Annotated in this window: 25 protein-coding genes and 1 pseudogene; 16 read left to right on the top strand and 10 right to left on the bottom strand. The window is 53.7% G+C overall.

Annotated elements, in window-relative coordinates:
- Positions 1-38: 38 nt before the first annotated feature.
- A complete protein-coding gene (gene rpoS / locus J3P93_RS21830) occupies positions 39-1046 on the top strand; it encodes an RNA polymerase sigma factor RpoS (RefSeq protein WP_203420947.1) in 1008 nt (335 codons plus the stop codon).
- Positions 1047-1540: 494 nt separating this feature from the next.
- Here rpoS and fdxA read toward each other — a convergent pair whose 3' ends face one another.
- Positions 1541-1864, bottom strand: coding sequence for a ferredoxin FdxA (gene fdxA / locus J3P93_RS21825; RefSeq protein ID WP_434591819.1), 324 nt, complete (start codon positions 1862-1864; stop codon positions 1541-1543).
- Between the two features lie 163 nt (positions 1865-2027).
- Positions 2028-4598 (bottom strand): DNA mismatch repair protein MutS, encoded by a 2571-nt coding sequence (mutS, locus tag J3P93_RS21820; RefSeq protein ID WP_434598462.1) that lies wholly within the window; start codon positions 4596-4598, stop codon positions 2028-2030.
- A gap of 212 nt (positions 4599-4810) precedes the next feature.
- On the opposite strand from mutS, the gene J3P93_RS21815 reads away from it, so the two are divergent.
- Positions 4811-6016, top strand: a complete 1206-nt coding sequence (locus tag J3P93_RS21815; protein WP_434591816.1) for a PIN-like domain-containing protein — start codon at positions 4811-4813, stop codon at positions 6014-6016.
- Here J3P93_RS21815 and J3P93_RS21810 read toward each other — a convergent pair.
- Positions 6013-6696, bottom strand: coding sequence for a site-specific integrase (locus J3P93_RS21810; protein WP_434591813.1), 684 nt, complete (start codon positions 6694-6696; stop codon positions 6013-6015). The genes J3P93_RS21815 and J3P93_RS21810 overlap by 4 nt on opposite strands.
- Before the next feature lie 157 nt (positions 6697-6853).
- Here J3P93_RS21810 and J3P93_RS21805 point away from each other — a divergent pair.
- From J3P93_RS21805 to J3P93_RS21795, 3 genes and pseudogenes are all read left to right on the top strand, one after another.
- A pseudogene (locus J3P93_RS21805) lies at positions 6854-7177 on the top strand (phage late control D family protein); the annotation flags it as partial.
- A gap of 329 nt (positions 7178-7506) precedes the next feature.
- On the top strand, positions 7507-8070 hold the full coding sequence (locus J3P93_RS21800) for a glycoside hydrolase family 19 protein (protein WP_434591810.1): 564 nt from the start codon (positions 7507-7509) through the stop codon (positions 8068-8070).
- Positions 8052-8594, top strand: coding sequence for a lysis protein (locus J3P93_RS21795; RefSeq protein WP_434591807.1), 543 nt, complete (start codon positions 8052-8054; stop codon positions 8592-8594). The genes J3P93_RS21800 and J3P93_RS21795 overlap by 19 nt, the downstream gene beginning before the upstream one ends.
- An 80-nt stretch (positions 8595-8674) precedes the next feature.
- Here the strand turns inward: J3P93_RS21795 and J3P93_RS21790 are convergent, their stop codons facing one another.
- A complete protein-coding gene (locus J3P93_RS21790) occupies positions 8675-8992 on the bottom strand; it encodes a hypothetical protein (RefSeq protein ID WP_320336664.1) in 318 nt (105 codons plus the stop codon).
- A 267-nt stretch (positions 8993-9259) separates the two neighbouring features.
- Here J3P93_RS21790 and J3P93_RS21785 point away from each other — a divergent pair, with 267 nt between their 5' ends.
- Both J3P93_RS21785 and J3P93_RS21780 read left to right on the top strand, forming a co-directional pair.
- The gene (locus J3P93_RS21785; RefSeq protein ID WP_434591804.1) at positions 9260-10030 is read left to right on the top strand and encodes a DNA adenine methylase; all 771 of its coding nucleotides are present in this window, start codon (positions 9260-9262) and stop codon (positions 10028-10030) included.
- Between the two features lie 294 nt (positions 10031-10324).
- Positions 10325-11545 carry an N-6 DNA methylase gene (locus J3P93_RS21780; protein ID WP_434591801.1) on the top strand — a complete coding sequence of 407 codons (1221 nt, stop codon included), beginning with the start codon at positions 10325-10327 and terminating at the stop codon, positions 11543-11545.
- 23 nt (positions 11546-11568) lie between these two features.
- Here J3P93_RS21780 and J3P93_RS21775 read toward each other — a convergent pair whose 3' ends face one another.
- The 6 genes from J3P93_RS21775 to J3P93_RS21750 form a co-directional block, all read right to left on the bottom strand.
- Positions 11569-12510, bottom strand: a complete 942-nt coding sequence (locus J3P93_RS21775) for a hypothetical protein (RefSeq protein WP_434591798.1) — start codon at positions 12508-12510, stop codon at positions 11569-11571.
- Positions 12503-14479, bottom strand: a complete 1977-nt coding sequence (locus J3P93_RS21770) for an ORC-CDC6 family AAA ATPase (RefSeq protein ID WP_434591795.1) — start codon at positions 14477-14479, stop codon at positions 12503-12505. Before J3P93_RS21770 ends, J3P93_RS21775 begins: the two co-directional genes overlap by 8 nt.
- Position 14480: 1 nt before the next feature.
- Positions 14481-15380 (bottom strand): phosphoribosyltransferase-like protein, encoded by a 900-nt coding sequence (locus tag J3P93_RS21765; RefSeq protein ID WP_434591792.1) that lies wholly within the window; start codon positions 15378-15380, stop codon positions 14481-14483.
- A gap of 625 nt (positions 15381-16005) precedes the next feature.
- Positions 16006-16371, bottom strand: a complete 366-nt coding sequence (locus J3P93_RS21760; protein ID WP_434591790.1) for a DUF7079 family protein — start codon at positions 16369-16371, stop codon at positions 16006-16008.
- A complete protein-coding gene (locus J3P93_RS21755) occupies positions 16356-17138 on the bottom strand; it encodes a hypothetical protein (protein WP_434591787.1) in 783 nt (260 codons plus the stop codon). Before J3P93_RS21755 ends, J3P93_RS21760 begins: the two co-directional genes overlap by 16 nt.
- Before the next feature lie 9 nt (positions 17139-17147).
- Positions 17148-17693: a PAAR domain-containing protein gene (locus tag J3P93_RS21750; RefSeq protein WP_434591785.1), complete on the bottom strand. Its 546-nt coding sequence runs from the start codon at positions 17691-17693 to the stop codon at positions 17148-17150.
- 622 nt (positions 17694-18315) lie between these two features.
- Here J3P93_RS21750 and J3P93_RS21745 point away from each other — a divergent pair.
- The 9 genes from J3P93_RS21745 to J3P93_RS21705 all read left to right on the top strand — a co-directional run bounded on the left by J3P93_RS21745 (position 18316) and on the right by J3P93_RS21705 (position 26108).
- Positions 18316-19050 (top strand): XRE family transcriptional regulator, encoded by a 735-nt coding sequence (locus tag J3P93_RS21745; protein ID WP_434598460.1) that lies wholly within the window; start codon positions 18316-18318, stop codon positions 19048-19050.
- A 551-nt stretch (positions 19051-19601) separates the two neighbouring features.
- Complete coding sequence (locus J3P93_RS21740) at positions 19602-20024, top strand: tail fiber assembly protein (RefSeq protein WP_434591783.1); 423 nt, start codon at positions 19602-19604, stop codon at positions 20022-20024.
- Between the two features lie 142 nt (positions 20025-20166).
- Positions 20167-20505: a phage holin family protein gene (locus tag J3P93_RS21735; RefSeq protein ID WP_186550225.1), complete on the top strand. Its 339-nt coding sequence runs from the start codon at positions 20167-20169 to the stop codon at positions 20503-20505.
- Positions 20506-20578: 73 nt separating this feature from the next.
- The gene (locus tag J3P93_RS21730; protein ID WP_434591779.1) at positions 20579-21091 is read left to right on the top strand and encodes a hypothetical protein; all 513 of its coding nucleotides are present in this window, start codon (positions 20579-20581) and stop codon (positions 21089-21091) included.
- A 3-nt stretch (positions 21092-21094) separates the two neighbouring features.
- Positions 21095-21703 (top strand): phage baseplate assembly protein V, encoded by a 609-nt coding sequence (locus J3P93_RS21725; RefSeq protein WP_434591776.1) that lies wholly within the window; start codon positions 21095-21097, stop codon positions 21701-21703.
- Positions 21704-21718: 15 nt separating this feature from the next.
- Positions 21719-22051: a phage baseplate protein gene (locus J3P93_RS21720; RefSeq protein WP_208938521.1), complete on the top strand. Its 333-nt coding sequence runs from the start codon at positions 21719-21721 to the stop codon at positions 22049-22051.
- On the top strand, positions 22048-23043 hold the full coding sequence (locus J3P93_RS21715) for a baseplate J/gp47 family protein (RefSeq protein WP_434591772.1): 996 nt from the start codon (positions 22048-22050) through the stop codon (positions 23041-23043). The genes J3P93_RS21720 and J3P93_RS21715 overlap by 4 nt, the downstream gene beginning before the upstream one ends.
- The gene (locus J3P93_RS21710; RefSeq protein WP_434591769.1) at positions 23040-23675 is read left to right on the top strand and encodes a phage tail protein I; all 636 of its coding nucleotides are present in this window, start codon (positions 23040-23042) and stop codon (positions 23673-23675) included. Before J3P93_RS21715 ends, J3P93_RS21710 begins: the two co-directional genes overlap by 4 nt.
- On the top strand, positions 23676-26108 hold the full coding sequence (locus tag J3P93_RS21705) for a phage tail-collar fiber domain-containing protein (RefSeq protein ID WP_434591766.1): 2433 nt from the start codon (positions 23676-23678) through the stop codon (positions 26106-26108).
- Positions 26109-26125 lie beyond the last annotated feature (17 nt).

The raw sequence follows: 26125 nt of genomic DNA, 5'->3' as shown, positions 1-26125 counted from the left end.
CTTGAGCTTGGGGTCGAACTCACCAAAGGACTATAACAATGGCTCTCAGTAAAGAAGTGCCGGAGTTTGACATCGACGATGAGGTTCTCCTTATGGAGACCGGCATCGATTCGGATTCGATGTCGAATGATGAAGGGGCTGCTCCACCTTCCGTTCGTTCCAGATCCAGACACTCCGCAACACTCAAACAACACAAGTACATCGATTACACGCGTGCACTTGATGCCACGCAGTTGTATCTCAACGAAATCGGCTTTTCCCCTCTGCTCTCCCCGGAAGAAGAAGTTCATTTTGCGCGTTTGTCGCAAAGTGGCGATCCCGCCGGGCGCAAGCGCATGATCGAAAGTAATCTGCGGCTGGTGGTCAAAATCGCCCGGCGTTACGTCAACCGGGGGCTGTCGCTGCTGGATCTGATCGAAGAGGGCAACCTCGGGCTGATCCGGGCGGTGGAAAAGTTCGATCCCGAGCGCGGCTTCCGCTTCTCGACCTACGCGACCTGGTGGATTCGTCAGACCATCGAACGCGCGATCATGAATCAGACCCGGACCATCCGGCTGCCGATTCATGTGGTCAAGGAGCTCAACGTGTACCTGCGGGCTGCACGGGAGCTGACGCAAAAACTCGACCACGAACCTTCACCCGAAGAAATCGCCAACCTGCTGGAAAAACCGGTGGGCGAGGTCAAGCGCATGCTCGGCCTGAACGAGCGGGTTTCTTCGGTCGACGTCTCGCTGGGTCCGGATTCGGATAAAACCCTGCTGGATACCCTCACCGATGACCGTCCGACCGATCCGTGCGAACTGCTGCAGGATGACGACCTGTCGCAGAGCATCGATCAATGGCTGTCGGAACTGACCGACAAGCAGCGCGAAGTGGTGGTACGTCGCTTCGGCCTGCGCGGTCATGAAAGCAGTACGCTGGAAGACGTAGGCCTGGAGATCGGGCTGACCCGGGAACGGGTGCGGCAGATCCAGGTGGAAGGCCTCAAACGCCTGCGTGAGATCCTTGAGAAGAATGGCCTGTCGAGCGAGTCGCTGTTTCAATAAGCGCCTGCACGACCGCCCGCAAAAAGCCCCGACTGGTTCGGGGCTTTTTGTTGCCTTTAGCAAATGCGGCGGATTGTGATGCGGTCAAAGGGCTGGATGAGCGAGATGTAGTCTCGCTCTGTAAGCCAATGCTTACTGTTTCGTAAGTGTTCGATATTTTTACAGTGTGGCGGACGGCTATTCCGCTTGCTGATTTTACGTAACACATTGATAGACAAGCATATTTCTGATTATTAAAACCTCGTGACGATAACTTCTGGCGCTCGAGGCCGATTGTCCCGTTCTGGAAAATCATTAGTATCTGAACTGTGTCGACGGACAGACACGCCCTTCAGGGAGGAGGGGAACGGACATCGCAGGACGTGATTCATCAGGACGATGAAAGGGAATACAGGGAATAGGGAAAAAATGTGGGCGGGTCATACCGCCCCTTTTTTTGCCTGCAGAAAAGCAAAAAGGCCCGCGAGGGGCCTTTTATTTCGAGCGCGGGGGGATCAGCGTTCGAGATCTTTGATCTTGCCTTTGACGCCATCCCACTCTTCGGCATCCGGCAACGATTCTTTCTTCTCGGTGATGTTCGGCCAGATGTCAGCCAGCTCAGCATTGAGCTCGATGAAATTTTCCATGCCGGCAGGGATTTCATCTTCCGAGAAGATGGCCACAGCAGGGCATTCTGGTTCGCACAGTGCGCAGTCGATGCACTCGTCCGGGTGAATCACCAGGAAGTTCGGGCCTTCGTAAAAGCAGTCCACCGGACACACTTCTACGCAGTCGGTGTACTTGCACTTGATGCAGTTGTCGGTGACGACGAAGGTCATTTCTAATTTTCTCCTCAGGCGGCGGCAGCGTTGCCCCTTCACGGTTGGGGTCGCCAGGTTCGGGAGCGATACCTGCTGGCCAGGCTATGAGCCAGCAGCATCCCGAACCGCGCGAGATTCTAACAGCTTGAAGCGATTTGCGTTATATCCGCTTCTTCAGTGCTTATATCCGCTTCTTCAGTGTATAGAGCATTTCGAGCGCGCGACGCGGGGTCATGTCGTCCAGGTCGACTTTCGCCAGTTCATCCAGCACCGGGTGCGGCAGGCTGGCAAACATGTCGCTTTGCTGCGGCGCTGCGGGTTTGCCTTTGGCGGCCGGTTTCGGCGCCTCATGGGGCAGCGCGGTGTCTTCCAGACGACTCAGATGCTCACGGGCACGCACAATCACTTCGCTCGGCACGCCGGCCAGTTGTGCCACGGCCAGACCGTAGCTTTGACTGGCCGGCCCCGGCAGCACGTGGTGCAGGAACACGATGCGTTCGTTGTGCTCGGTAGCGTTGAGATGCACATTGGCCACCAGGGGTTCGGCCTCCGGCAGCACGGTCAGTTCAAAATAGTGCGTCGCGAACAGCGTGTACGCGCGCAGATGCGCCAGACGTTCAGCCGCAGCCCAGGCCAGCGACAGACCATCGAAGGTGCTGGTGCCGCGACCGACTTCGTCCATCAGCACCAGGCTGCGTTCGGTGGCGTTGTGCAGAATGTTGGCGGTTTCACTCATCTCGACCATGAAGGTCGAACGGCCGCCGGCGAGGTCATCGCTCGAGCCGATGCGGGTGAAGATGCGGTCCACCAGTGACAATTCGCAACTGGCCGCCGGCACGAAGCTGCCAATATGCGCCAGCAGTACGATCAGCGCGGTCTGCCGCATGTAGGTGGATTTACCGCCCATGTTCGGGCCGGTGATCACCAGCATGCGCGTGTTGTCATCCAGGCTCAGGTCGTTGGCCACGAACGGCGTCGTCAGCACTTGCTCGACCACCGGGTGGCGGCCCTGAGTAATGCGCATGCACGGCTCGCTGACGAAACGCGGGCAGTTCAGGTCGAGGTTCAGTGCACGTTCGGCGAGGTTGCTCAGCACGTCCAGTTCGGCCAGCGCGCCTGCGGTGTCCTGCAATGGCGGCAATTGGCTGATCAGATCTTCCAGCAGCGCTTCGTAGAGCATTTTTTCACGCGCAAGGGCACGGCTCTTGGCGGACAGTGCTTTGTCTTCGAACTCTTTCAGCTCAGGGGTGATGAAGCGCTCAGCGCCTTTCAGGGTCTGGCGGCGGATATAGTCCGCTGGCGCCGACTCGGCCTGCTTGCTCGGCAGTTCGATGAAATAGCCATGAATGCGGTTGTAGCCGACTTTCAGATTGGCCAGGCCGGTACGGGCTTTTTCCCGGGCTTCAAGATCGATCAGGAACTGACCGGCGTTTTCGCTCAGCGATTGCAACTCGTCCAGTTCACTGTCGTAACCGGTTTTCAGTACGCCGCCGTCGCGGATCACTGCGGGCGGGTTGTCGATGATGGCTTTCGCCAGCAATGCCGCCAGTTCCGGGTAGGTGCTGGTGATGGTCGCCAGATTTTGCAGGTGCGGCGCCTCCAGATCGGTCATCGCCGCTTGCAGTTCCGGCAGTGCACCCAGTGCATCGCGCAGACGCGCAAGGTCACGCGGTCGCGCATTGCGCAGGCCGATCCGCGCGAGAATGCGCTCGATGTCACCGATTTCCTTGAGCTGCGGTTGCAGCTTCTCAAAGCGATAGCGATCAAGCAGGCAAGTGATCGAGGTTTGACGCGCCAACAATACGGTCAGATCGCGCAGCGGGCGGTTCAGCCAGCGGGTCAGCAAACGGCTGCCCATGGCGGTCTGGCAACGATCAACCACCGATTGTAAGGTGTTGTCACGACCGCCCGCCAGGTTGGTGTCGAGTTCCAGATTGCGTCGGCTCGCGCCATCGAGCACCACCGTGTCATCCAGCCGTTCGTGACGCAGGCTGCGCAGGTGGGGCAGGGCAGTGCGCTGGGTTTCCTTGGCGTACGCCAGAAGGCAGCCGGCGGCGCCGATGGCCAGCGTCAGGTTCTCGCAACCGAAGCCTTTCAGATCCTGCGTGGAAAACTGCTGACAAAGGCTTTTCAGCGCCGAGTCGCGCTCAAAATCCCACGGCGCACGACGGCGCACGCCACGGCGTTTTTCCGCCGGCAGGTCTTTCGGCCAGTCATCCGGGATCAGCAGCTCAACCGGATTGACCCGCTCCAGTTCTGCCAGCAGATTTTCCCAGCCCTTTATTTCCAGCACGGTGAAATTGCCGCTGGTGATATCCAGCACCGCCAGACCGAACAGGCGCTCGTCACCCAGCACTGCCGCGATCAGGTTGTCGCGGCGCTCATCGAGCAACGCTTCGTCGCTGACCGTTCCCGGGGTGATGATCCGCACCACTTGGCGCTCGACCGGGCCTTTGCTGGTCGCCGGGTCGCCGACCTGCTCGCAGATCACCACCGACTCGCCAAGCTTGACCAGCTTCGCCAGATAACCTTCCGCCGCATGGTAAGGAATACCGCACATCGGAATTGCCTGACCCGCCGATTGCCCGCGCGCCGTCAGAGTGATGTCGAGCAGCTTCGCGGCTTTCTTCGCGTCCTCATAGAAAATCTCGTAGAAGTCGCCCATGCGGTAGAACATCAGCTGGTCCGGGTGCTGATTCTTCAGGCGCCAGTACTGCTGCATCATCGGGGTGTGGCTGGATAGATCGGAAATTGGCTTATTCATCAGTAGGTTAGGAGGGTACGCTGAAAAAAATGGGGCAAATTTGGGGCGTTTGACGGCACGTGGATTACAAAGACCCAAATCGTAAGATTCTGTATTTAAGGGTATCACGTCGTGATGCCCTGCCCTCAACGCCAACTACGGTGGTGAGGATCAGCTCGGCATGGTATTAATGTGCCATTGTTCATATGGAGGGGTTAGGCATGAAGGATGTGTTCTCTAGTCATTTCGCTGATGACGCTGAACGACGCGCAAAATTGTGGCAAAACTGCTTTTTTGTTTTTGATACAAACGTCCTAACCTCAGTATATAAACGATCTGATGAAGCGCGAGATGCGCTCTATAAAGTGATTGCTTCCCTCGGTGACCGTTTATGGATTCCATATCAAGTAATCTATGAGTTGCTCGATAACCGCGCTTCAATTGCTCATGCACAAGCCGGATTATACACAGCAGCCGTAGGTAGCCTGACTTCGGTACTTGATAATTTCGATAGCGCAACGAAACATCCTTTTTTGCCTGAGAGTCTCCATAAGGAATTTGTTGAGGTTTCTAATAAAGTCATTGCTGAGCTTGAGGCTAAGCGTGACTTTCACGAATCTCGACTGACCTCGGATGATGTCAAGTCTTCGCTTTCTGAAGCGTTGATGGGCAAGGTAGGGGCTCGGTATTCCGAAGAGCAATTGAAAGCTGTTGTAAAAGATGGAGAGGTTCGGTATGCGAATAGAATTCCTCCTGGCTTCGAAGATGTTGGAAAACACAAAGGCTCTACCGTTTTTAGTGATGTATGCAAACGTTATGGTGACTTGATTATTTGGAAGCAAGTTATTGAAAAAGCTAAAGCGGTTAACAAGCCCGTCATACTGGTGACGGGAGAGCAGAAAGACGACTGGTGGGATAGGCAAGGAGGCAAGACGATTGGACCATTGCCGCGCTTAATCGAAGAATTCTCAGAGGAGACTGGACAGGATTTTTTTCTGTATAGCCACCACCAATTCCTCGATTTCGCTAATACTTACTTGGAGCAAACCACATCCCCAGAGGTTATTGATGAAGTGAGAGAGGCTGCCTTGGATGACGCCGCCGAGTGGAAGATTACGTTCGATAATTCCTCAAAACACACCTGGGCTCATGCCATAGGTGAAGAGCTAGATTTTGATGAGATTAATACTGACGCGATCACTAATCCTTATAATAATCCTGTTCCTAGTGATGTTGCTCTCGCCTATGCGCAGTTAATAGCAAGTCAGCGAGCGTATAATAATTCGATTTCTGGTAGGTCTCCTAGTGATCCACGAGAAGTCCGCAGAAGAAAGCGTGAGGCGGAAAGACTAGTTGCTGAAATATACGAAGAGCAAAAGCGCTTGTTCGCCTCTAAAATGGGGAAGAAGGACGGTGGTGGTGACTAAGTTAAGGGTTTTGCTAATTTTTTAATATTGCGCCATATAAGTTCAAGTTCTTGGGGGGATTCATCGTCCATCCATTTCGCGTAGACTTCCACGAGCATGGTGAAGTCTTTGTGACCCATCTGTTTCGCAATGAACGCCAGATTTCCGCGTGCAGTCAGGCACCAGCATGCATATGTATGTCTGGTCTGATAGGGCCGACGCGGGCGTATCTCAGAGCGTTTTTGTACGGCGGCCCATTTAGTATTCCATGATGTCGGGACGTACCAGTGATTGATGATTTTCTTTCGAGCCTGCGTAGTCGGAGACAGCAATGGCGTTACCGTTTCCTGCCTGCTCTCATGCCGATTCATATAAATCTCGATAGTCCTCGGTTCATGGTTTTCGACGAGACCGATAAGGCTTTTGCAAGCATCGAGGGCTGGTGGCATCAAAAATACGGTGCGGGACTTACCAGTTTTGGGGACTTTGAAGGTGCCGTCTGCAGTGATCGCTCTGGTTATGTGTAGCTGCCCGGACGCCAGGTCAATATCCTCCACCGCCAGCCCGCATAATTCTCCGGGTCTAAGTCCTGTGTAAACGGCGAGTGTGATCGCAGCCGAATCCTGAACGTGTAAACAGCCCTTATTTATCAACTGGTCAAACTCTGCCTTCGTCAGGGGATCTGGTTCACGTCCGATCATTGCGAAACGGACGCAAGCCGCCGCCAACCCATCACGGCAATATCTGTTGTCTTCACACCACGATAAGAATCCGGCGAAAGTAGCCAGGTAGTGGTTCACCGTCGACGGTGCCCTAGTGGCGATCAGTTGAGTCCTCAGTCGTTGAATATCTTCGGGTACCGACCGCCACATCTACCCGAACAAGTCTGCAGCTGAAGAAGCGGCCAAGGCGCGGTTGGCTGCCTTCAACCGGTCTACGGCCGGGGTCCGGTTGGAAATGCCTGGGCGCACCGACTTATTCGCCGAGCGATCGATCAATGCCCAAGGGTTCAAGATTGGTCTCGATGGTGAATACCTGGTCGACTCGGTGGAGCAGGTGTTTACCCGGTCAGGCTGGAGCACAACGGTCGAGTGCAACGGTGGCAAGAAGGGCAAGGCGAAAGCGAAAGGCAGGAAGAAAAAAACGGTGAAGGATTTGAAGGTCGTTCAGCTCAAGCAGTAGCGAAGCGTCCGTGATCGTATGGAAAGCGAACCCCATTCGAGTAACTACATCGTGTTCGATGGCACGGAGTTTGGTTTTTCGTTAGCGTCTCTGAAACCCACCAGAAAGGTAGCTTGTGATGCTTGGAAGACTGTACCTAACGTTGTATTTCGTGCCGATGCTCGCATTTGCAGCAGCAGCGTTGCCGCCATTCGTTGAGAAGAGGAATGCTGACTTAGAATGCGCGCATGAAATGATCCGCCACCCTACCACCTCGAAATGTACCCTTTGATCGAAAGGTCAATTAACTGAGAAGCCCGCGAAAGCGGGCTTTTTCATTTGGAGCATTTATGCAGATAACGACGCAGCAGATTCAAACCATCATGCCCAACGCCCGCCGCCAAGCGGGCGTTTTTGTTTCCGCCCTCAACGCAGCTATGGCGCATCGACAGATCAACACACCGAAACGCCAAGCCGCATTCTTGGCTCAAGTCGGTCACGAGTCTGGTCAACTGCAGTACGTGCGCGAGCTGGGCGGCGATCAATACCTGAGCAAATACGACACGGGTACGTTGGCTGCAAAACTAGGCAACACCCCTGCAGCGGATGGCGATGGCCAGCGCTATCGCGGTCGCGGACTGATCCAGGTCACCGGCCATGACAACTACCTGCGTTGCAGTCTGGCGCTGTTCGGCGATGAACGATTGCTACGCACTCCGGAGCTGCTGGAGTTGCCGCAATGGGCCGCTGAGTCAGCCGCGTGGTTCTGGTCGGTGAATGGGTTGAACACGCTCGCGGATCAAAACGAATTCAACGCGATCACCCGCAGAATCAACGGCGGTCTAAATGGCCTGCAAGATCGGCTCGAACTGTGGGAGCGGGCGAGGGCGGTGTTATGCGTTTCGGCGACTTGATGCCAGCGCCGTATCGGCTGATGGTCAAACCGGTGCTACTGATCGCCCTGGCCGGCACATCCGCAGCAATCACTTGGCAGGTGCAGGACTGGCGCTACGGTAGTCGCCTCAGCGAGCAGTCCCGGCTGCACACCGAAACCCTCAACCAACTGAATCTGGCCTCGGCCGCGCAACAGCGTGCGGAACAGGACAAACGCCTCGCGCTCGAGCAGCGTCTGGCATCCAGCGAACAAACCCATTACCGAGCCTTGAGCGATGCCCAACGTGATCAAGGTCGCCTGCGCGACCGTCTTGCCACTGCTGATCTGCGCTTGTCAGTCCTACTCGACGCCACCACCGGCGCCGGCAACGGATCGGTTTCATTCACCACCGCCACCAGCGGCGTGGTTCATGGCCCCACAAGAGCCGAACTTGACCCGGCGCATGCTCAACGAATTATCGGCATCACCGACGACGGCGATCGAGGATTGATTGCACTGGGTGCATGCCAATCGTATGTGAGAGAAGTTAATGCTCGGAACTGAAATGACGCTATCGATTTTGGCATGCTAGGCATAGCTCTGGGCGAACTCGCTCGATTGGCTATGCCAGCAACTGGCGACGCTTATTTGCTAAAGGTCTCGCACGATTCTCCAGTGGCAGTCACATAGGTCGTATATTCATTAGCTGATACAAATCCGCGCATCATGCTGATTGCAACCCGTCCCGCACTGATATCAGTGAGGTAGATGTTTCTCGCCACTTTGTACCCGTTATTGCGATTGCTCTCTTTGACAGAAAACGTCTCGTTGCCATTGATTCTGCAGACAACACCAAAGTCACGGTCTTGTGAGCCTGGTACCAAGATGGATTTTGCGTTTTCAGCAGCCGCGAGTCCGCTGACGGTGGACAGCAGAATCGCCAGAATGAGTTTCTTATTCATACAACACTCCTGTGAAAAGCCCGAGAGGGTACTTCAGTGTGTGGCCATAAGCCACTGCAAGCTACTGAGCGTATCAACTTTCAAATCTGAGTAAAAAAGAGCGGTCAGTCCGGATGCGCCAACATCCGGATCGACCGCCGTCCCCGCAGATGTCCCTGCAAGTCCAGCCAAGGCTCTTGCTCCGTGCACAAAGCGCGGCGAGCCTAGCACCTGTTTATCCATACAGTAAAGGTCTTGCTTTCAATGTCTACACCCTTCATCCCTTAGATGGGCGGCAAACGCCGCCTGGCCGATCGCCTCATTCCGCTTTTTCCGCCTCACGAATGCTACGTCGAAGTCTTTGCCGGCGGTGCCGCTCTGTACTTCATGAAGCCCCAGCCATCGCCGGTCGAAGTCCTGAACGACATCAACGGCGACCTAGTCACGCTTTACCGCGTCGTGCAGAACCACCTCGAAGAATTCGTGCGCCAATTCAAATGGGCGCTCAGTTCGCGACAGGTGTTCGAATGGCAGAAAATGACCCGCCCCGAAACCCTCACCGACATCCAGCGCGCCGCCCGATTCTTCTACCTGCAGCACCATGCCTTCGCTGGCAAGGTTTCCGGTCAGACGTTCGGCACGGCGACGACTGCGCCGGCCATCAACCTGCTGCGCATCGAGGAAAACCTCTCGGCCGCATGGCAGCGCCTGACCGGCACCTACATCGAAAACCTCCCCTGGCTTGAATGCGCAGAACGTTACGACCGTGCCCACACTTTCCATTACATGGACCCGCCTTACTGGCAGACCGCCGGCTACGGCGTCGACTTTCCGTTCGAAAACTACGAGCGGATGGCCGACTTCATGCGCCGCTGCAAAGGCAAAGTGATGGTCAGCATCAATGACCACCCGGACATCCGCCGAGTGTTCGAAGGCTTCTACTTTGAGACCTTGGACATCCGCTACACCACAGCCAATCAGCGGCAGGGGAAGGCCGAAGTCAGTGGCGAACTGGTAATCATGAACTGGGAGAAGGAAGCGCTGGGCGGGTTATTCTGAATATACAGCAGCAATACCCGCGATATCCCTCGACTTTGGCTAGGATGATGCAACCCGCTGAAGGATGCCGATTGGGGGGCAAGGAGACGAAGTGGAGGGCGATTTTTTCAACGAAGTCCTTATCGATCGCGCTCCCAGAAACGGGAGAAACTCGCATTAGGTCGAACAGTGGAATATGCTGCCAGGTGAAATTAGTGGTGCTGACCTGTCTGACGAGGTCGTGTTTAGGGACTTCGTATCGGCCAATTCGCAATCTGTCGTCCTCCACTCCCTTCTAGGTGAAATGTAGCTCAAATGCAATTACTGCGGACTCCAAAAACATCAGATCATTTAGGTCGATACTATACCGCGCAGGAAGTTGCTGGCCTTCTTATACAATCCATGTCGATTGAAACGCCAGCCACTGTAATCGAACTGGGTGTTGGGGATGGTGCGCTCATTCGTGAAGCGACCCAAAAGTGGGTAACTGCTAAATTTTTCACCGTGGATATAGATACGAACTCTGAAGAGCGGTTACCACTTAATTTCTCGAAGAATCTAATACAGCATCATGTGGGGGATGCACTGGAGCATGCTCTAGATAAAAAAATTGGAGTTGGTTTTGGAACAGTCGACTCTGCCGTGTGTAATCCTCCATATGTGCGACCGAGATGGCGTAAACATTTTAGCGAAATCTTAGAGGAGGCAGGCCTACAAAGTATTTTGCCTAAGTTTGGATGTATCCCCGCTGAAGTACTGTTTATAGCGCAGAATTTGAGGTTTTTGAAAGTCGGCGGAAAGTTGGGATTGATATTGCCAGACGGAATAATTGCTGGTGAAAAGTTTTCAACTCTTAGAAAAACTCTCGCTGCAACACACCGACTTGAACGAGTTGTTGAGCTTCCGAGGCGAATATTTCGTAATACTGATGCCAAAGCACATATTATGGTGCTTTCAAAAAATATAGCTGCTTCCGAATTTATTCAGATTCAACGGTTAGACTCCAATGGTAAGCTTTCTGATATAATAGAATTGCCATCGGAAAAAGCTTCGTCAAGACTTGATTATTCTTATCTTGTCGCACAGCAAACGAAAATCATTAGGCGAGAGTTAACCCTTAGAGATTTAACTAAGTCATTAAGACGAGGCTCGTTTAGCTCTATTGAAAGAAAGAGTAGTAGTTTAAAAATTTTGCACACGACGGATTTTACGGCTGATCGACTTAGTGTGCCTCGAAAATTTACTACAAAAAAGGCGTCGCTTAAAGGTGGTGCTTTTACTTACGCTGAAATAGGCGATATTCTAATTGCTAGAGTAGGTCGTAATCTTAGTCAGAAGATTTGGAAAGTGACAATCGGGTCTGTGGTAATAACCGACTGCATTCTTTTGCTAAGGATAGACCCTATCTACTCAGATAGGGTTTTTGACTATCTTATCAGTGAGGCGGGTCGTGCAAGCTTGACCAGTATTGCACACGGGGTTGGTGCAAGTTTCATTACCGTAGAAGGTCTTTTGGATCTTAAAGTCACACTATAAAATTACAGAATGAATTCCTTATGTTAATGCTTTAAGTGCGCGATAACGTGGTGCCAAACAGCTATTTCAGTGCTTCTTTTTATGACGCGTTCGGGGTGGTCGTAGTAAAGTGATGTAGATATTTCGTTTCCTTTAGTTTCCAGCAAAAAAAGTGCTGCGCCGACGGCGTGGGGTTTTGTTCCCAGTGGCGAAACGAAAAAGCACCCCCGTTCATCCCCGAGCTGGCGATATAAGCTCCATAAAGTAAGATAAGATTCTCTAATTGAGTTTGCTTGGCAGTACATAATGGATCTTTCGGTTATGTCCAAATCCTCAAGAACTGCCAAGTGCGGTCGAATAGTATTCGACTCCCAGCCAGTTTGAAAAGCTGGAACGCCAATAACCATTTGGAAGCGGTACCGAGTAGGATCGTAATCACCGCGTTGTTCTATTGCGTTTCGTATGCGCCCGGGTTCGAAACCAAGAAGAAAAACATGCGCTGCTCTCATAGATGGATCATATTCAGAAGCAAAACCTTGTATCGACCGAAAGTGACAGTTTTGCGTGAGGCTAAAGTCTCTCATTCGAAAATCAATCACACCTTCTCTTCTCGTATATCGTTTTGGCTCTGCATACAAAAATTCGATGGTAGGAAGTCTTAGTTTCTTCGCTACGAGTAATACTTGTAAAATCTCTCCCAAGCCGAGAGTGGTAGCGTCCAGAATGATGCGATTTTTATTATTGAGAATTTTCGAGAGCGCTTCCCTTAATACGGGTTTATCATTGATATAAGTCTGCTGGTTCGCCGCATCAAATCTTAAGCGAAAAACATCACCTGCTATATTTTCTAATGCAGCGATACTCGCGACCCCTCGCTGGTCTACTTCACCACCAACAAAAGCAACATCCACGCCTTCGAGGCTGATAGGAATCTCTAAAGAAGTCTTTGAGGTAAAAAAGTATTGGCCATCACGTCCGTCATTCATAACGCACCTCACCGAACAGGTCTATTTGCTCGGGTTCGCTAACATCCTGTTTGCCAAGTTCTCTTACAAGCGCATCTCGTACCTGTTGATCACCTTCGAACATTTGCAAAAGCTGAGTGGTGTTGAAATGAAGACTTCTCTTTTTTCTATAGGAAATCTGGAAGTAAGGTGAGAATATCGGATTGAGTGTATAGTCTGAAGCAATTACTCCCAGCGTTTTCATTTTTGTTTCTCTTGAAAGAAACAGAACTGACCATTTCTCCGCTTCGAGAAGGTAACGATTAAGTTTTTCACTTAACTCCCCTCCCGCAATCGTGAAATGATTGATTTCTGGCTCGCTCTGTTTGTCACTTCTATGGCGTTGTCTAAAAATTGACCCCAAGCATAACACTAGGGCATATAATTGTGGTCCGAAAATACCAAATCCGCTGACAGTGTTGAGTATCGATTCGCTTGCTATGTATATCGCGTGGGCTTGTACATAAGGTGGAACTACGGGGAGAACTTCATCTTCGGACGGTTTATATTCTTTGAAAATTCGGTGGATCAATTCTAATAAGTGACGTACATTCCCCCTCGCTATCATTGTTAATACTGTGAAGCCAGAGAACAAAATAGATGTACGTCTCGCGTCTATGTAGATAGAGTTTATGCATCCAAACAAGTTGTTTGAAACTAATGCGCCCTTTGATGAAAGCCTTACTCCAGTGCCGTGTTTGAGATCTATAAATTCTTTAAGAAGTGCATCGGCGCTCTCGCGGTCCCTGCTAAGGAGTGCCGGCATGATTACTGAAACTTCAGGATGTTGAATATCAATAAAGTCTTCAGCTTCTAATTCGCTGCCCTTTCGTTGCAAGGCAAAACGAATTTTGTTAATCAGCCGGTCAAGCAGTTTCGCATCGGTTAACACCTCTGTTGCTGCTGCTCGTAGTGATACACGCGGCAACATTTGCTCTGCCGCGTTGACAATGATCTCCCGGTATTTAGGGTTGTCATACCTCTCTTGTATATGATCTATCGATCTGAGGTGTTCAGGCACGATGGGGAGTTTATTTTGAAGTTCAGGCTCGTGCTCTGCTAGACGAAAAAAAAGTAACTCTGCGGCGAAAACATCAAAATCTTTTGCAATGTAAGATTCTAGGTCAATTGCTCGGTAGTCGGATATTTCCTGAATGGACTCTCCGCCGATTGTTTGCTTTGTATGCCAGCCTTTTGGCTTAAGTGCAATGTTGTAAATTAGTGGAGGAGACCCATGTTTCAATAGCCCGTTGATGAAGCGTTGTTGCTCATCTCTGAGGTTTTCATACTCATCAATAAAAATGCCGAATGTGGATTCTGACAAGTAGGGTAGTTGATCTTTTAGTGTTCCTATAAGTGCTCTGAGGAATGCGTCGGCTGGTAAAAATACTGGGCGGGGACAGGTGTCTAAATTATTAACCCACATTGCAAGTCTAGTGCGACTTCGTTGTAGGCTTTTTTCGAGTTCGAATATGGTATCACCTAGGCTATCATCAAAATCTCTAAGCACCGAAATGCTCAAGCTTTCGAGTAAACCGAATCGTTCTTGTCTTTCAGGGTTACAGTTTAAGTTCTTCAGTGCGCGTATAATTTCTTTCCCGAACTCGCACGCCAGCATGTGTTCAAAAGCAGATCGCCAGACTTCTGGAGTTTGTTCCCCTCCTGCGAAGGAGTTTAGAAAGTTGGTGTCGGCTCTCCAGTATAGGCCAATGTGGTTTAATATGTTATCTGGTAGGTTTGGTCGTCTAGATGAAAACTGAGTTGCATGGCAAAAATATCGCAGTAGTGTAGTCTTTCCCGTACCACGCCCGCCAACAATAACGATGGCCTTGCTCTGTGACTTTATTTCAAGCTCATTGAGAAAACCTGGTACAACAAAGTCCGACCAGTTATCCTCTTTCGTTTCTTCATTTCGGTTTTTTGAGAAAATTTCAGGCAGTTTATTTATCATTTTAGCGCTCCAGTAAAGGCTGCCAGCCTGTAGATTCGTTCTCATACCAAAAAATCGGTAATGAGTTGTTTGGCGTTGAATGACTGAATCCAAATGCCAATGAAAGCTCACCAGTGCCGAAAGCGCCAATGCTTCTGGGAATCAAACCTTTTTCTTTAGCAAATAATAAGTACCATGCTTTAGCCTCTGTTGCTGTGATTGCACCTTGGCCTAAGCGGTGCCAAACATCATCGGAAAAAAAATTATGGGATATATCAAGTTGCTCTGCTGATATGACTTGGACGTAGGGGAAGGTTTTTGTTATGTGGTCCAGCCCACTATTATGGGCTACGACGGAAGCATAATAATAGTTTGTATCATTCAGTAGCTGACTAAATCCCCATTGGTTAAAGAAGTTTTCGAACTGTTGGCCGGACCCTAAAAAATCGTCGACGAATATTACTGTGTTAATTTCAGAGTTCTGTATTTTCTTTGCGGCTTGCCATGGCCAACAGAGCCACTTATGCCGAATATGCATAATCCTTTGGAGACGTCGAAGCACTAGTGGGCCCGATTTGGTGGGCGGGTCGTCTTCACCTATAACAGGGACTACCCGTAATTTGCTTTCAACTCGACCTGCCAGTTTAAGCATCAACTCTTCGTCGGAGTTTCCAGCGAAGATTTTTCCTTGAAGGTTGCTGCGAAAAAGTGCGCGAAGTCCTGCCTCAAATTGAGAAGAGGTTCGGAAAATCAAGTGGTCCAGCAAGCACGCTGCAAAAAATTCTTCTTCTGGACCCACAAACTGATTTACCCAACGATCGAACCGGGCTGTGGGTATTTCCCATAAGCCTCGACTGATCAGGTTTCGACTGTCTGTGATTACCGACTCAGTAAAACTTGATGCGCTATCTGGTAGTTTCAATTTAACGATCCGTAATTGACGAAACTAACTTCCCTAGTTTGGAAAAAAACTATTCATTGATCCACAGGGTTATTGCGGTCAGTGAAGGTGTCATTGCTTTCAGCTGCGTGCAATCGACCCGAGTAGACAATAAGCGAATTAACTGAGCATTTCTAGGCATACGCTTGGGGGGCAAGCTCATAATCGACTGTTTCAGTCTTGCAGAATGGAGCTTGCTCATCGCTAGGGGAGAGGCTGGTGGCGGCTCCTAACTGAGATCAAAAACCTTGAGGCAAGCCAGTCCTTGCTAGATACGGCCCGCATTGTCCCCAGTCGCCTCCAGCGCACCGCGAACGTTACCCCTTACTTCTACTGAATCACGGTGCTTCACCCAAAAGCTAATCTCCATAATCGCAGCTTCCAGGCCATGCTGATTGTGGTAATCCTCTCCAACTTATCGGGCAGTGATTATTCAAGGTCTAGGGCAACATTAGGGCAAAATCGAGGCCGCTGTAGGCCGTTTCTGTCCTAGCAATCGACATGATGCCCACGAGGAATACGGCCTTTAGCGGGCTGAAGTGCGTACAGGTCGGGTTCGAATGCCTAACCCCGAAGCCAATTGTACTGGCTGGAGTGTTTTTTAGAATTAATGGGACTGGTTCAGTTTCGTGAGTTCTTTCCAGATGTAACCGTAGCTGTAACGTAGCCATGTAACTTTTAACCGGTCGAAAATACTTCGAATCCAACTGCTTTCTCGCGCTTTGAGTTCTTTGCCTATTTCATAAAGTAACCATTCATCCTGAAAACCGGTCCAGACAGGAGGGACAGGCGTTTCAAGGTTGCTGAAACACACGGGCGCGACCTCTGAGTACAAGATTTCTTCCACAACCTGTGGATCATAGCTGCGGATTCGCTCTGCGATAGAGGCGTAGTCGACGTCGGTGTCTACAAACGCTTCAGCGAGCGCAATCTGGATGCTCGCTCGTTCCGCAGGAGTTAAAATATGTCCCAATGGGCCAGCTCCTCTAGCTCTGCGTCGAACGTATCTGCAGCTACCCCGCCAGCGATACCGCCGGCGATGCTTCCAATGAGAACAACGCCTATGGCACAGGCCGGAGCTCCAGGACCACAAAGCGCGGATATGCCCAATCCCGCCAAAAAACCACCTGCCGCACCACCACCGAGAATGGTGGCTTGACGGGCCGTTTCCTTGGCTTTGTCGTCTGCGTCTAGTATTTGATATGTGGCAAGCACCGCTGTCATGATGATCCCAACCTTGCCCATAACGGCCATGATTTTAGTGCCAGACGTGAACTTGGCATTTGCGCTGCCAGACCGTTCAAGAGCTTTGTACAAAACTTCTTTCTGTTGGGCCTTAGAAAGTTGTTCATAATTCTTTTTGAATTGGGTCTGAGATTTTCCGTCCAGAATTTCGCCGTATGTTTTTCCGGTTTTTTTCTTTTTCTGCACAATGGCCAAGCCATGTGCAGAGGTCAGCTTGCGGTGTTCGTACATGATCTTGTTGCGCATCTCGTTGCTGAACTTCGTAGCATCCTCGACGCTGATTTTACCGGCCCTAACCTCAGCGAATATCTGCTGCGACATTCGTCGAATATTTCCCTCGTAGCTTGCACGGACGCGTTCGTCCTTGATGGCATCAATGGAAAAACGACTAGCCGCCCCCTCCATGCCCGCAACCGCCATTTCAAGGGGGGACCGTTCGAGCGTATGCTCGCTTTTGACAACGTAACTTCCGGTTACCAGATTTGATTCCATCACGAGATTTCCTTATCCCAAAATATCGTTCAGCAGTCCGTCAATACCTGCGATTGTGCAGGTGTTCTCGTGTTGGGCAAATGCCAATGTATGGCATGTTTTTCCGGTGGGGTTTAAAAATTTGACCGAGTTGTTTGCGTCAAAAACGCCCGGCATGGACGACCCATCGTCAAAGTGAGCTGTACAAGCAACTCCTGCGTAGCTTTCTTCTGCAGGGATTTTAAAGCCGATCCAGTTCCCGTGGATGACCATGGGCGTAGGCGGAATGAAAGGAGCGGGGGTGTGAGTGCTTCCGATAATAACCGTACTCGAACCGCCGATGACGACATCGCCGTGAGCGCCAACAGTGCCGACAAGTGCGGCATTTTGGCCGTTGATAAACACGTTGCCGGACACTTCCGAGGCTAATGCACTGCCGCACGTACAGATGTCCCCTTTGCGGGCTGCTGCGAGACCGTCGAAGGACACGTCTGGAGAACCGGACGCGATTGCTTTCGAACCGTGCCCAGGTATGGGGCAACTGGTTGGATCAGTGATACGTGCCGCTGGCTTTGCCATGCTTGACTCCCTGTCAAAGTATTTACCGAAACTGACTGTACCAGACTTGCTTTGAACGGTGGCCCGTAGCTGTGTAACCTGGCGACAATGATAGAAGCAACACTTGGTTAGATTTTGCTACCTCTATCCTTCGAAACCCTGCACAGGCTGGGCGTAGCGGTATCTACGTCGAATATTGCACGATCCATGATCGGTCGAAAGCGAATTGACGGTGATGTACGGAGGTGTGGTTTGGGGCAAAAATGGGGCAAACCCTACGCCAATCTATGCCATGAAATGCCATTCATGCGTTAGTGCATGCAGTAGCGAAGCGCGCTAGACCCCAATAAATACAAGGGGCAAGGCCTCAACGACGAAGGTACTCCAACACAATCGGAGTGTGGGAGGACAGGTCGGAGACGGCTTTATTCATCGGATTGTCAGGCAACTCATTAGAAGATGTAGGGCAAAAGCGCGGCATCGGCCGGGCGTTTCCGCGATGGACGCAAGGTTACCATGGGTGCTCAATCGGACGCAGGCATCGCGGTGGATTGACGAGTTTGTTCATCGAAATCTTGTTATATGCATGTTTTATGCAAAACAGCATTTGTCTTCGCAAAAAACTTCAAGCATTATGCGCGTTATGCAAAAACGCAACGTAGCCTCCGTCTTAAGAGCACTGCTCGATCAGCACGGGATCTCCCCCACGGAGCTCCACCGTCGCACCGGCGTGCCTCAATCCACACTCTCGCGGATTCTCAGCGGGAAGATCGTCGATCCTTCGGATAAACATATTTCGAAAATCGCCGAATACTTCGCCGTGAGCACCGATCAGCTGCGCGGGCGCGCGGACGTCGCAGCGACGGCCGGCGGCGGGCGGAATGATGTGCATGCGGAACTCAAGGACATAAGCCTGTGGGACGACGACACCCCTGTCGATGACGACGAGGTGTCGGTGCCCTTTCTTCGCGAGGTTGAATTGGCTGCTGGATCAGGAAGATTCGTCATCGAAGAGAGCGAACGCTCTAGTCTGCGCTTCGGCAAGCGCAGCCTGCGCCATAACGGTGTGCAGTTCGATCAGGCCAAATGCGTGACCGTACGTGGCAACAGCATGTTGCCGGTGCTGCGTGATGGCGCCACCGTCGGTGTGAACGCGGGCAAGTGCGGCATTGGCGACATCATCGATGGCGACCTTTATGCGATCAACCACAACGGTCAGTTGCGAGTGAAACAGCTCTACCGTCTGCCCACCGGCATCCGTCTGCGCAGCTTCAATCGCGATGAGCACCCGGACGAGGACTACAGCTTCCAGGAAATCCAGGAAGAGCAGATCGTCATCCTTGGCCACGTCTTCTGGTGGGGCATGTACGCCCGTTAGGCCCATGACTTTCAGATAAACCCGCCCTCGGCGGGTTTTTTTTCGCTTGGACGAAACCGGCAAACCCTTTGATAGCGGGGCTTTCATGCATTCGCGCATTTTTTGCGCATAAATAAATGCATTTACGCATTGACTGTATATGCATCCATGCATATTCTTGCCACCAAGCCGCTCGACAAAGCGGCTGGCAAGACAAGCTCTTTAGTTCCACAAGAACAGGCAGCGATGAACCGGCCTCAACGGTTCAGAGGGTTGGCAACTGACCCGGGTGTGCAGCGTAAAGCACCAGAAGCAGTTATCCGGCGGGCAGGGACCGCGGTCGGAAAAAACAATCTGAATGGACTCGTACCGCACCAGTAGTGCCGAAAAGTCAGCTTCCTTCATGACTACAGGATTTGAAGGAAGGCGAAGGAGCGCATTACTGAAAAGCCTGGCGTGCAAGCGCCGGGCTTTTTGGAATGCCTGCCTGACATCGCTCCGCTCTAGAGCGGAAGTTTGGGAGAGCGGAAAGCAACGGCACCATTTGCCGTCAGTTACTTAAGGAGCAATAAATGAACCGTTATGCTTACGTTGTGGTTGACTATGTAAAACCTTTTAACAAGGTGATGCAGATTGTAGATGCTGAGGAAACACCAACGTACCTCCCCAATGGTTTCTGGGTTGAGATTACTGGCAACACAGCCGTTCAAGTAGGTTGGAAGGCCACGACTGTGAATTATGTCGATTGGTTTTTCAGTGAGCCGACTTATGACGAACGTGAAAAAGACATTGCCTATCAGGTACTGACATTGCTGAACGCGGCTGGCAAGTGGCTGCTGGTAAATCCGCTTGAGTATAAAAACGACATCGGAGTTGCTTCAGCTGAAGAGCAAGCGCTGTTACTTGCTTACAAGCATTACTGCGTTGATGTCAGCGGCGTTAAAACACAATCCGGCTACCCGTACACGGTCAATTGGCCGGTTGCTCCGTTCTGATTCAATCACGCGTCAACCCTGCCCCGTGGAGCGCATTACTGAAAAGCCTGGCGTGCAAGCGCCGGGCTTTTTGGAATGCCTGCCTCAAAAGAGACCGTTTGAAACCAACCCACCACTCATCAATCACCCACGGAGGCGTGACATGACAAACGAGCAACAAGCGTTGGCGGACATGCCAATCTGGCTGGTCATCCTGCTGGCCGTTGTCGGCGGGGTGTCCGGCGAAATGTGGCGCGCGGACAAGGAGGGTGCGCGCGGCTGGTCATTGCTGCGGCGCCTGGCCTTGCGCTCCGGCGCCTGCATGATCTGCGGCGTGTCGGCGATCATGCTGTTGTATGCCGCAGGGCTGTCGATCTGGGCCGCTGGCGCATTCGGCTGCCTCACCGCCATGGCCGGTGCCGACGTCGCCATCGGGCTTTACGAACGCTGGGCCGCCAAGCGCATCGGCGTCTGCGAAGTGCCACCGCGCGATTCACAGTAACCCCCAGACTTTTTTGACTCGCTGCACACCGTGCGGCGGGTTTTCGCGTGGACATTCGAAAAGGAGGTCATGCATGCCCACCCCGATCCAGCAGCCTTCGCAGCTGTACACGGCGATGGCAACAACCTTGCGCAACCACGCCGGGCTCAACGTACAGGTCGGCCATCAGGAGGATTTCAGCGCACCTGGCGAACAGGCCTGGGTGTTGATCGATTTTGAGCGCAATGCACCGGGCGCCCGCGCTGCCGATGGACGTATCGCTCATGTGCTGACGCTGTCGCTGCACGTCATACCGGCACTTGCGGCCAGTGCCTTTGCCGCCTGCGATTTGATTGCCGTGCTGAAAAACCTGATCACCGACAATCGCTGGGGCCTGCCCGGCGATCAGTGTGATCTGCCGATGAATATCGACGGCCTGCCGTCAATGCTCGGGCAGCAATACAAGGCCTGGACGTTGACATTCGAGCAGACGCTTTATCTCGGCCCGACGCTGCTTGACGACCCGCTGGGCATTCCCAAATTCGCCCGTACCTGGGAAGTCAGCAACATCGATGACCCCGACCAATACACCGCGCTGGAGGCCTGAGCGATGTTCGATGCACTACTGCGGATGCAACTGGGCCCGATCATCGAGCGCCTGGCGGAAATGGAAGCAGACATCGACGACCTGCACCGCCGCGCCGAGAGTTTCTGTCGGATCGGCCTGTGTCAGAGTGTCGATGCTGCCAGCAATACCTGCACGGTCAGCCACGGCGGTTTGCTCACCCCGGCGATCAAGTTCTTCAATCCCAGCGCCGGTGCGCAAAGCGAATCGCGCATCCCGACGGTGGGCGAGCAATGCCTGCTGTTCAACTACGGCAGCGGCGAAAGCGGTGCGCAGAGCGTGGCCTTGTTTGGCTTGAACAGCGACCGCTTTCCACCCGCCGCCACGGTGCCGACGCTGACCCGTCGAGTGCACCAGGACGGCAGCGAAAGCGGTTACGACGACGCCACTCACACCTTGCACTGGCAAAACGGCCCGGCCGCGTTCAACGGTTCTCGCGAATCGCTTGAGCTGAGCATCGGCCCGGCGCGACTGGCGCTGACGCCACAACTGATCACCCTGCAACTGGGCGGCGTCGGCCTGAGCATCGACGCCTCGGGCGTGCACTTCAGCGGTCCGCTGGTCGACCACCAGGGCCGCGTCATCAGCCCCTGATTTCAAGAGCTTCCCATGATCGGAATCGATAGAGACAGCGGGGCCACGGTCGACGACTGGCTGCAGTTTGTGCAGCGCGCGACCCGAGCCCTGACCACACCGCTGGGCACCCGGCAAAAACGGCCCTTGTACGGTTCGCTGATCCCCACGCTGCTGGGGCAGAACCTCGGCGACGACGTGCTGCTGCTGGCGCAGAGTCACGCAGCGCAAGCGTTCTACAACGTGCAGAACGGCATCGGCGATTTTCAACCGCAAGTGATCGTCGCCAGCCGTCAGGGCGCCGGTCTGCTCCTGCGTTTCGCCGGCACCTGGAAAAACCGCCAACAAACTTTCGAGGTCGTGACATGAGCATGTTGATTCCCGGCCAGAACCAATTGGCCGAACCGGCGTTGATCAAGGTCGATGCCTTCGAAGAGCTGCTCGCCGAATTCAAGGTCTTCGTCGTCGAGTACGTCGCGGTACGCTCGCCGGACAGTGCGGCGAAACTCAAGACCAGCCTGGAGAACGAAAGCGAACTGCTGACCCTCGCCCTCGAAGCGTTCTGCGTGCGGCTGCAAACCCACGAGCGCAAATACAACGCCCGCATCAAGCAGATGCTGGCGTGGTGGGCGACCGGCAGCAACCTCGATGCGCGGCTGGCGGACATGGGCCTTGAGCGTCAGTTGCTCGATCCCGGTGACCCGGCGGCGTTTCCGCCGGTGCCGGCGATTTATGAAAGCGACGACGATGCCCGTCTGCGCTATTACCTGGCACCCCATGCGCCGGCAGCGGGCTCGCGCATGCAGTACCGGCGCGAGTTGTTCACCCTCGGCGAGCGGCCCACGGTGAACGTCGAATCCAGCGATGCCGGCGTGGTCAATGTCACGTACACGTTCAACCCGGACGGCCTCGCGGCGCAAATCAAGGATGGCAATGGTCGGCGTACCGCACCGGGCGAAGTCCAGGTCACGGTACTTGCACGAGAGGGCGATGGCACCCCGTCCGCCGCTTTGCTTGACGGTGTGCGCGAACATTTTGCCCGGCCGGATGTTCGACCGGAAACCGACCTCGTCACCGTCAAGGGTGCCGACATTCAGCGCTACAAAATACGTGTCGTAGCGAGGATCAATTCCGGCCCTGATTCGGGCCTGACCAAGGTCGCCGCTGAACAGCAATTGCAGGCTTACGCCGACAGTTGTCATCGACTCGAAGGCCGGGTCGATCCGAGCTGGATCGACTACACGCTGCACAGCGCCGGTGCCGTGCAACTGCAGATTCTCGAACCGCTGACGCCGATCGTCACCACCGCGTTTCAGGCGCCGTATTGCACGGCGGTCGAAGTCGAGGTGCTGACCCTATGAGTGAACCAACGAAACGTCCGACGCTGCTGCCAGCCAACAGCTCGGCCTTGGAACGCGGGCTCGATCTGGGCTTCGGCATCTTGCTCGATCGCATCGCGCCGCCGTTTCCCGAACTGATGAATCCCAGCGCAACCCCGGTCGCATTCCTGCCGTATCTGGCGGCCGATCGCGGCGTCGCCGAGTGGAGCAGCGATGCGCCGCAAGCGGAAAAACGTCTGACTGTCGAACTGGCCTGGCCCACCGCACGCCAGGCCGGCACTCGCAAGGCGCTGGAAAACGCCGCCAAGGGTTTGCAACTGCGCCCGGAAGTCCGCGCCTGGTACGAACAGACACCGCCCGGCGCGCCCTACAGCTTTTCAGTGCGCGCTTTCACTGAACAACCCTACAGCGAAGCCATCGACGCCCGTCTCGACCGACGCCTGGCCGATGCGAAAAGCGAACGGGACATTCTCTCGGTGTCGGTGGGTTTGAGCGCGTTCGGCAATCACGTCATCGGCGCCGCGACGTTCTGCGGCGAGTTGACCACGGTTTATCCGGTGTTCATCGAAGGCCTGGAAACCTCTGGCGAGGCGTTCATGGCCGCCGCTTTGTACACCGTCGAAACATCCACTATTTATCCTCAGGGGGCCTGAATGGCTGACTATTACACCCTGCTCACCAACGCAGGGATTGCCTACGAAACGGCGTGCAAGGCCGCGGGTGTGCCAATCAAGCTGACGCAGATTTCGGTCGGCGACGGTAACGGCGCGGTCTACAACCCGGCCGCGACCGCCACCGCGCTGAAACGCGAAGTCTGGCGCGGACCGCTAAACGCCTTGTTCCAGGACGAAAAAAATCCGAGCTGGCTGCTTGCCGAAGTGACCATCCCGCCGGATGTTGGCGGCTGGTATGTGCGAGAAGCCGGGCTGTGGACCGATACCGGGATTCTCTACGCCATCGTCAAATACCCGGAGTCGTTCAAACCGGTGCTGGCGACGTCGGGCTCGGGCAAGGAGTTCTACATCCGCTCGATTTTCGAGACCAGCAATGCGTCATTGGTGACCTTGTTGATTGATGACACGGTGGTCAAGGCCACGCGTGCCTGGGTCATGAGCTATCTGGCCGAAGAACTCGGCAAGCTCGATGGCAAACAATCGGTGCGGGTCGCGGCGACTGGCAATGTCGTGTCGAGCGGCGCACAGCAGATTGATGGTGTGGCGGTGATCGCTGGCGACCGTGTGTTGCTGCCGAGCCAGACCTTGGCAAAGGACAACGGCCTGTGGATCGTTGCCAACGGCGACTGGCAGCGCGCGACCGACGCCAACAGCAATGCCAAGGTTACGCCGGGCCTGACGGTGATGGTCGAGGAGGGCACGGCGAACGGTGATTCGCTGTGGCACCTGACCACCAACGCGCCGATCACGCTGGGCACCACGGCGCTGACCTTCAAGATGCTGGCCGGGCGAACCGGGATTGCTGCCGGGACTTATAAAAGTCTTACCGTCGATGAATATGGCCGCGCAACGGCCGGTGCCAATCCAGAAACGCTGGCCGGTTTTGGTATCAAGGATTCGTATACCAAGGCCGAAGTTGAAGCGCTGATTGCTAACGCCTCGGCGCTGCCGGTGGGGTCGATTGTGGCGTTCCCGGTTGATGCGCCGCCACCGGGGTTTCTGGAGCTGGATAACAGCGTCAAGAGCAGCGCGACTTATCCGGACTTGAGCGCTTATTTGGGTGGCAAGTTCAACAAGGGTGATGAAGGGGTTGGAAACTTCCGGCTGCCGGAGGCGCGTGGAGAATTTTTGCGCGGTTGGGATCATGGGCGGAGTGTAGATGCAGGCCGCACTCTTGGCAGCTATCAAACAGACCAAAATAAAGCCCACGCTCATACCACCAGTTTTGAATTGGTCACGGATACGTTTGCAGCTGGCACGGTGTCGCGGAATTTCGTTCAGGAGTACGGGGCCCAGAACAATGTGCAAACAAACGCTTCGGGAGGAACTGAGTCGCGCCCACGCAACATCGCTGTCATGTGGTGCATCAAGGCCTGGAATACCCCGGTCAATCAGGGAAACATCGACGTAGCGGCGCTGGTCAAGGAAGTTTCACGGCTCGGATCTGCCGTGCCGGTCGGCGCTGTGATGGCCTTTCCAACAGGCATCGTCCCGCCGGGTTTTCTGGAACTGGATGGCAGCGTGCAGAGCACTGCGACTTATCCGGATCTGGCTGCTTACCTCGGTACGAAATTCAACAAGGGCGATGAGGGCGCAGGCAGCTTCCGGTTACCCGATGGTCGCGGCGAGTTCATGCGAGGTTGGGATCACGGGCGAGGTGTTGATGCGGGTCGTGCGATTGGTACATATCAAACAGAGGCCTTCGCAGCGCACAACCATCGTTACTTTGATGATACTGCTGCGACCTTTGATCCTGCGGGTAATTGGCAGGGAGGGACCATCAACGGCGCGGCAGCAAGCATTTCGGTTGGCGCATTCCTTTCGCCGATAGACAACGGAACCACCATGCAGATGGTGAACGCGCACAATACAGTGAATGCCGGCGGCACTGAAACCCGCCCGCGCAACCTGGCTGTAATGTGGTGCATCAAGGCCTGGAATGCCCCGATCAATCAGGGAAACATCGACGTAGCGGCACTGGCAGATCTGGCGCAACAAGCCTCCGAAACCAATCAGGGCACGGCGAAAGTCGCAACGCAACTGCAGGCGGATGCAGGCTCAGACGATAAAACGATCGTCACTCCCAAGAAACTGCGCTGGGGATTTTCTATAAGCGTATCCGGGGATATGAGTGGTAGCTACGTCATCTTCCCGACTTGGCTTGGAGGTTTGATTCTCCAATGGGGCATGACGCTTGCCATTCCCTCTGGAGGCAATTACGTACAGGCTTTCCCCGTAGCCTTTCCACTGGTGAATCCATCAGTTTTTACTACTTATCCCAATACAGCGACGGATGCTCCCGTAGGATCGACCTATATCGGGCAAATCAAAGGGATTAGTAAAGCAAACGTGACCATTCGCAATACGGGTCAGGCTCCCGGACAGTTTTATTATTTTGCAATTGGTCGTTAAGGCACCAGGTGTTGAGG

The organism is Pseudomonas sp. R3-57, from assembly GCF_051132065.1.
Classification (GTDB): domain Bacteria; phylum Pseudomonadota; class Gammaproteobacteria; order Pseudomonadales; family Pseudomonadaceae; genus Aquipseudomonas.
This window is presented reverse-complemented; position numbering and strand designations above follow the sequence as displayed.

Coding starts and splice junctions, on each gene's coding strand:
- rpoS (WP_203420947.1), top strand. CDS start 39: ATGGCTCTCAGTAAAGAAGTGCCGGAGTTTGACATCGACGATGAGGTT.
- fdxA (WP_434591819.1), bottom strand. CDS start 1,864: ATGACCTTCGTCGTCACCGACAACTGCATCAAGTGCAAGTACACCGAC.
- J3P93_RS21815 (WP_434591816.1), top strand. CDS start 4,811: ATGAAGGATGTGTTCTCTAGTCATTTCGCTGATGACGCTGAACGACGC.
- J3P93_RS21810 (WP_434591813.1), bottom strand. CDS start 6,696: ATGATCGGACGTGAACCAGATCCCCTGACGAAGGCAGAGTTTGACCAG.
- J3P93_RS21800 (WP_434591810.1), top strand. CDS start 7,507: ATGCAGATAACGACGCAGCAGATTCAAACCATCATGCCCAACGCCCGC.
- J3P93_RS21795 (WP_434591807.1), top strand. CDS start 8,052: ATGCGTTTCGGCGACTTGATGCCAGCGCCGTATCGGCTGATGGTCAAA.
- J3P93_RS21790 (WP_320336664.1), bottom strand. CDS start 8,992: ATGAATAAGAAACTCATTCTGGCGATTCTGCTGTCCACCGTCAGCGGA.
- J3P93_RS21785 (WP_434591804.1), top strand. CDS start 9,260: ATGGGCGGCAAACGCCGCCTGGCCGATCGCCTCATTCCGCTTTTTCCG.
- J3P93_RS21780 (WP_434591801.1), top strand. CDS start 10,325: ATGCAATTACTGCGGACTCCAAAAACATCAGATCATTTAGGTCGATAC.
- J3P93_RS21775 (WP_434591798.1), bottom strand. CDS start 12,510: ATGAATGACGGACGTGATGGCCAATACTTTTTTACCTCAAAGACTTCT.
- J3P93_RS21770 (WP_434591795.1), bottom strand. CDS start 14,479: ATGATAAATAAACTGCCTGAAATTTTCTCAAAAAACCGAAATGAAGAA.
- J3P93_RS21750 (WP_434591785.1), bottom strand. CDS start 17,693: ATGGCAAAGCCAGCGGCACGTATCACTGATCCAACCAGTTGCCCCATA.
- J3P93_RS21745 (WP_434598460.1), top strand. CDS start 18,316: ATGCAAAAACGCAACGTAGCCTCCGTCTTAAGAGCACTGCTCGATCAG.
- J3P93_RS21740 (WP_434591783.1), top strand. CDS start 19,602: ATGAACCGTTATGCTTACGTTGTGGTTGACTATGTAAAACCTTTTAAC.
- J3P93_RS21735 (WP_186550225.1), top strand. CDS start 20,167: ATGACAAACGAGCAACAAGCGTTGGCGGACATGCCAATCTGGCTGGTC.
- J3P93_RS21730 (WP_434591779.1), top strand. CDS start 20,579: ATGCCCACCCCGATCCAGCAGCCTTCGCAGCTGTACACGGCGATGGCA.
- J3P93_RS21725 (WP_434591776.1), top strand. CDS start 21,095: ATGTTCGATGCACTACTGCGGATGCAACTGGGCCCGATCATCGAGCGC.
- J3P93_RS21720 (WP_208938521.1), top strand. CDS start 21,719: ATGATCGGAATCGATAGAGACAGCGGGGCCACGGTCGACGACTGGCTG.
- J3P93_RS21715 (WP_434591772.1), top strand. CDS start 22,048: ATGAGCATGTTGATTCCCGGCCAGAACCAATTGGCCGAACCGGCGTTG.
- J3P93_RS21710 (WP_434591769.1), top strand. CDS start 23,040: ATGAGTGAACCAACGAAACGTCCGACGCTGCTGCCAGCCAACAGCTCG.
- J3P93_RS21705 (WP_434591766.1), top strand. CDS start 23,676: ATGGCTGACTATTACACCCTGCTCACCAACGCAGGGATTGCCTACGAA.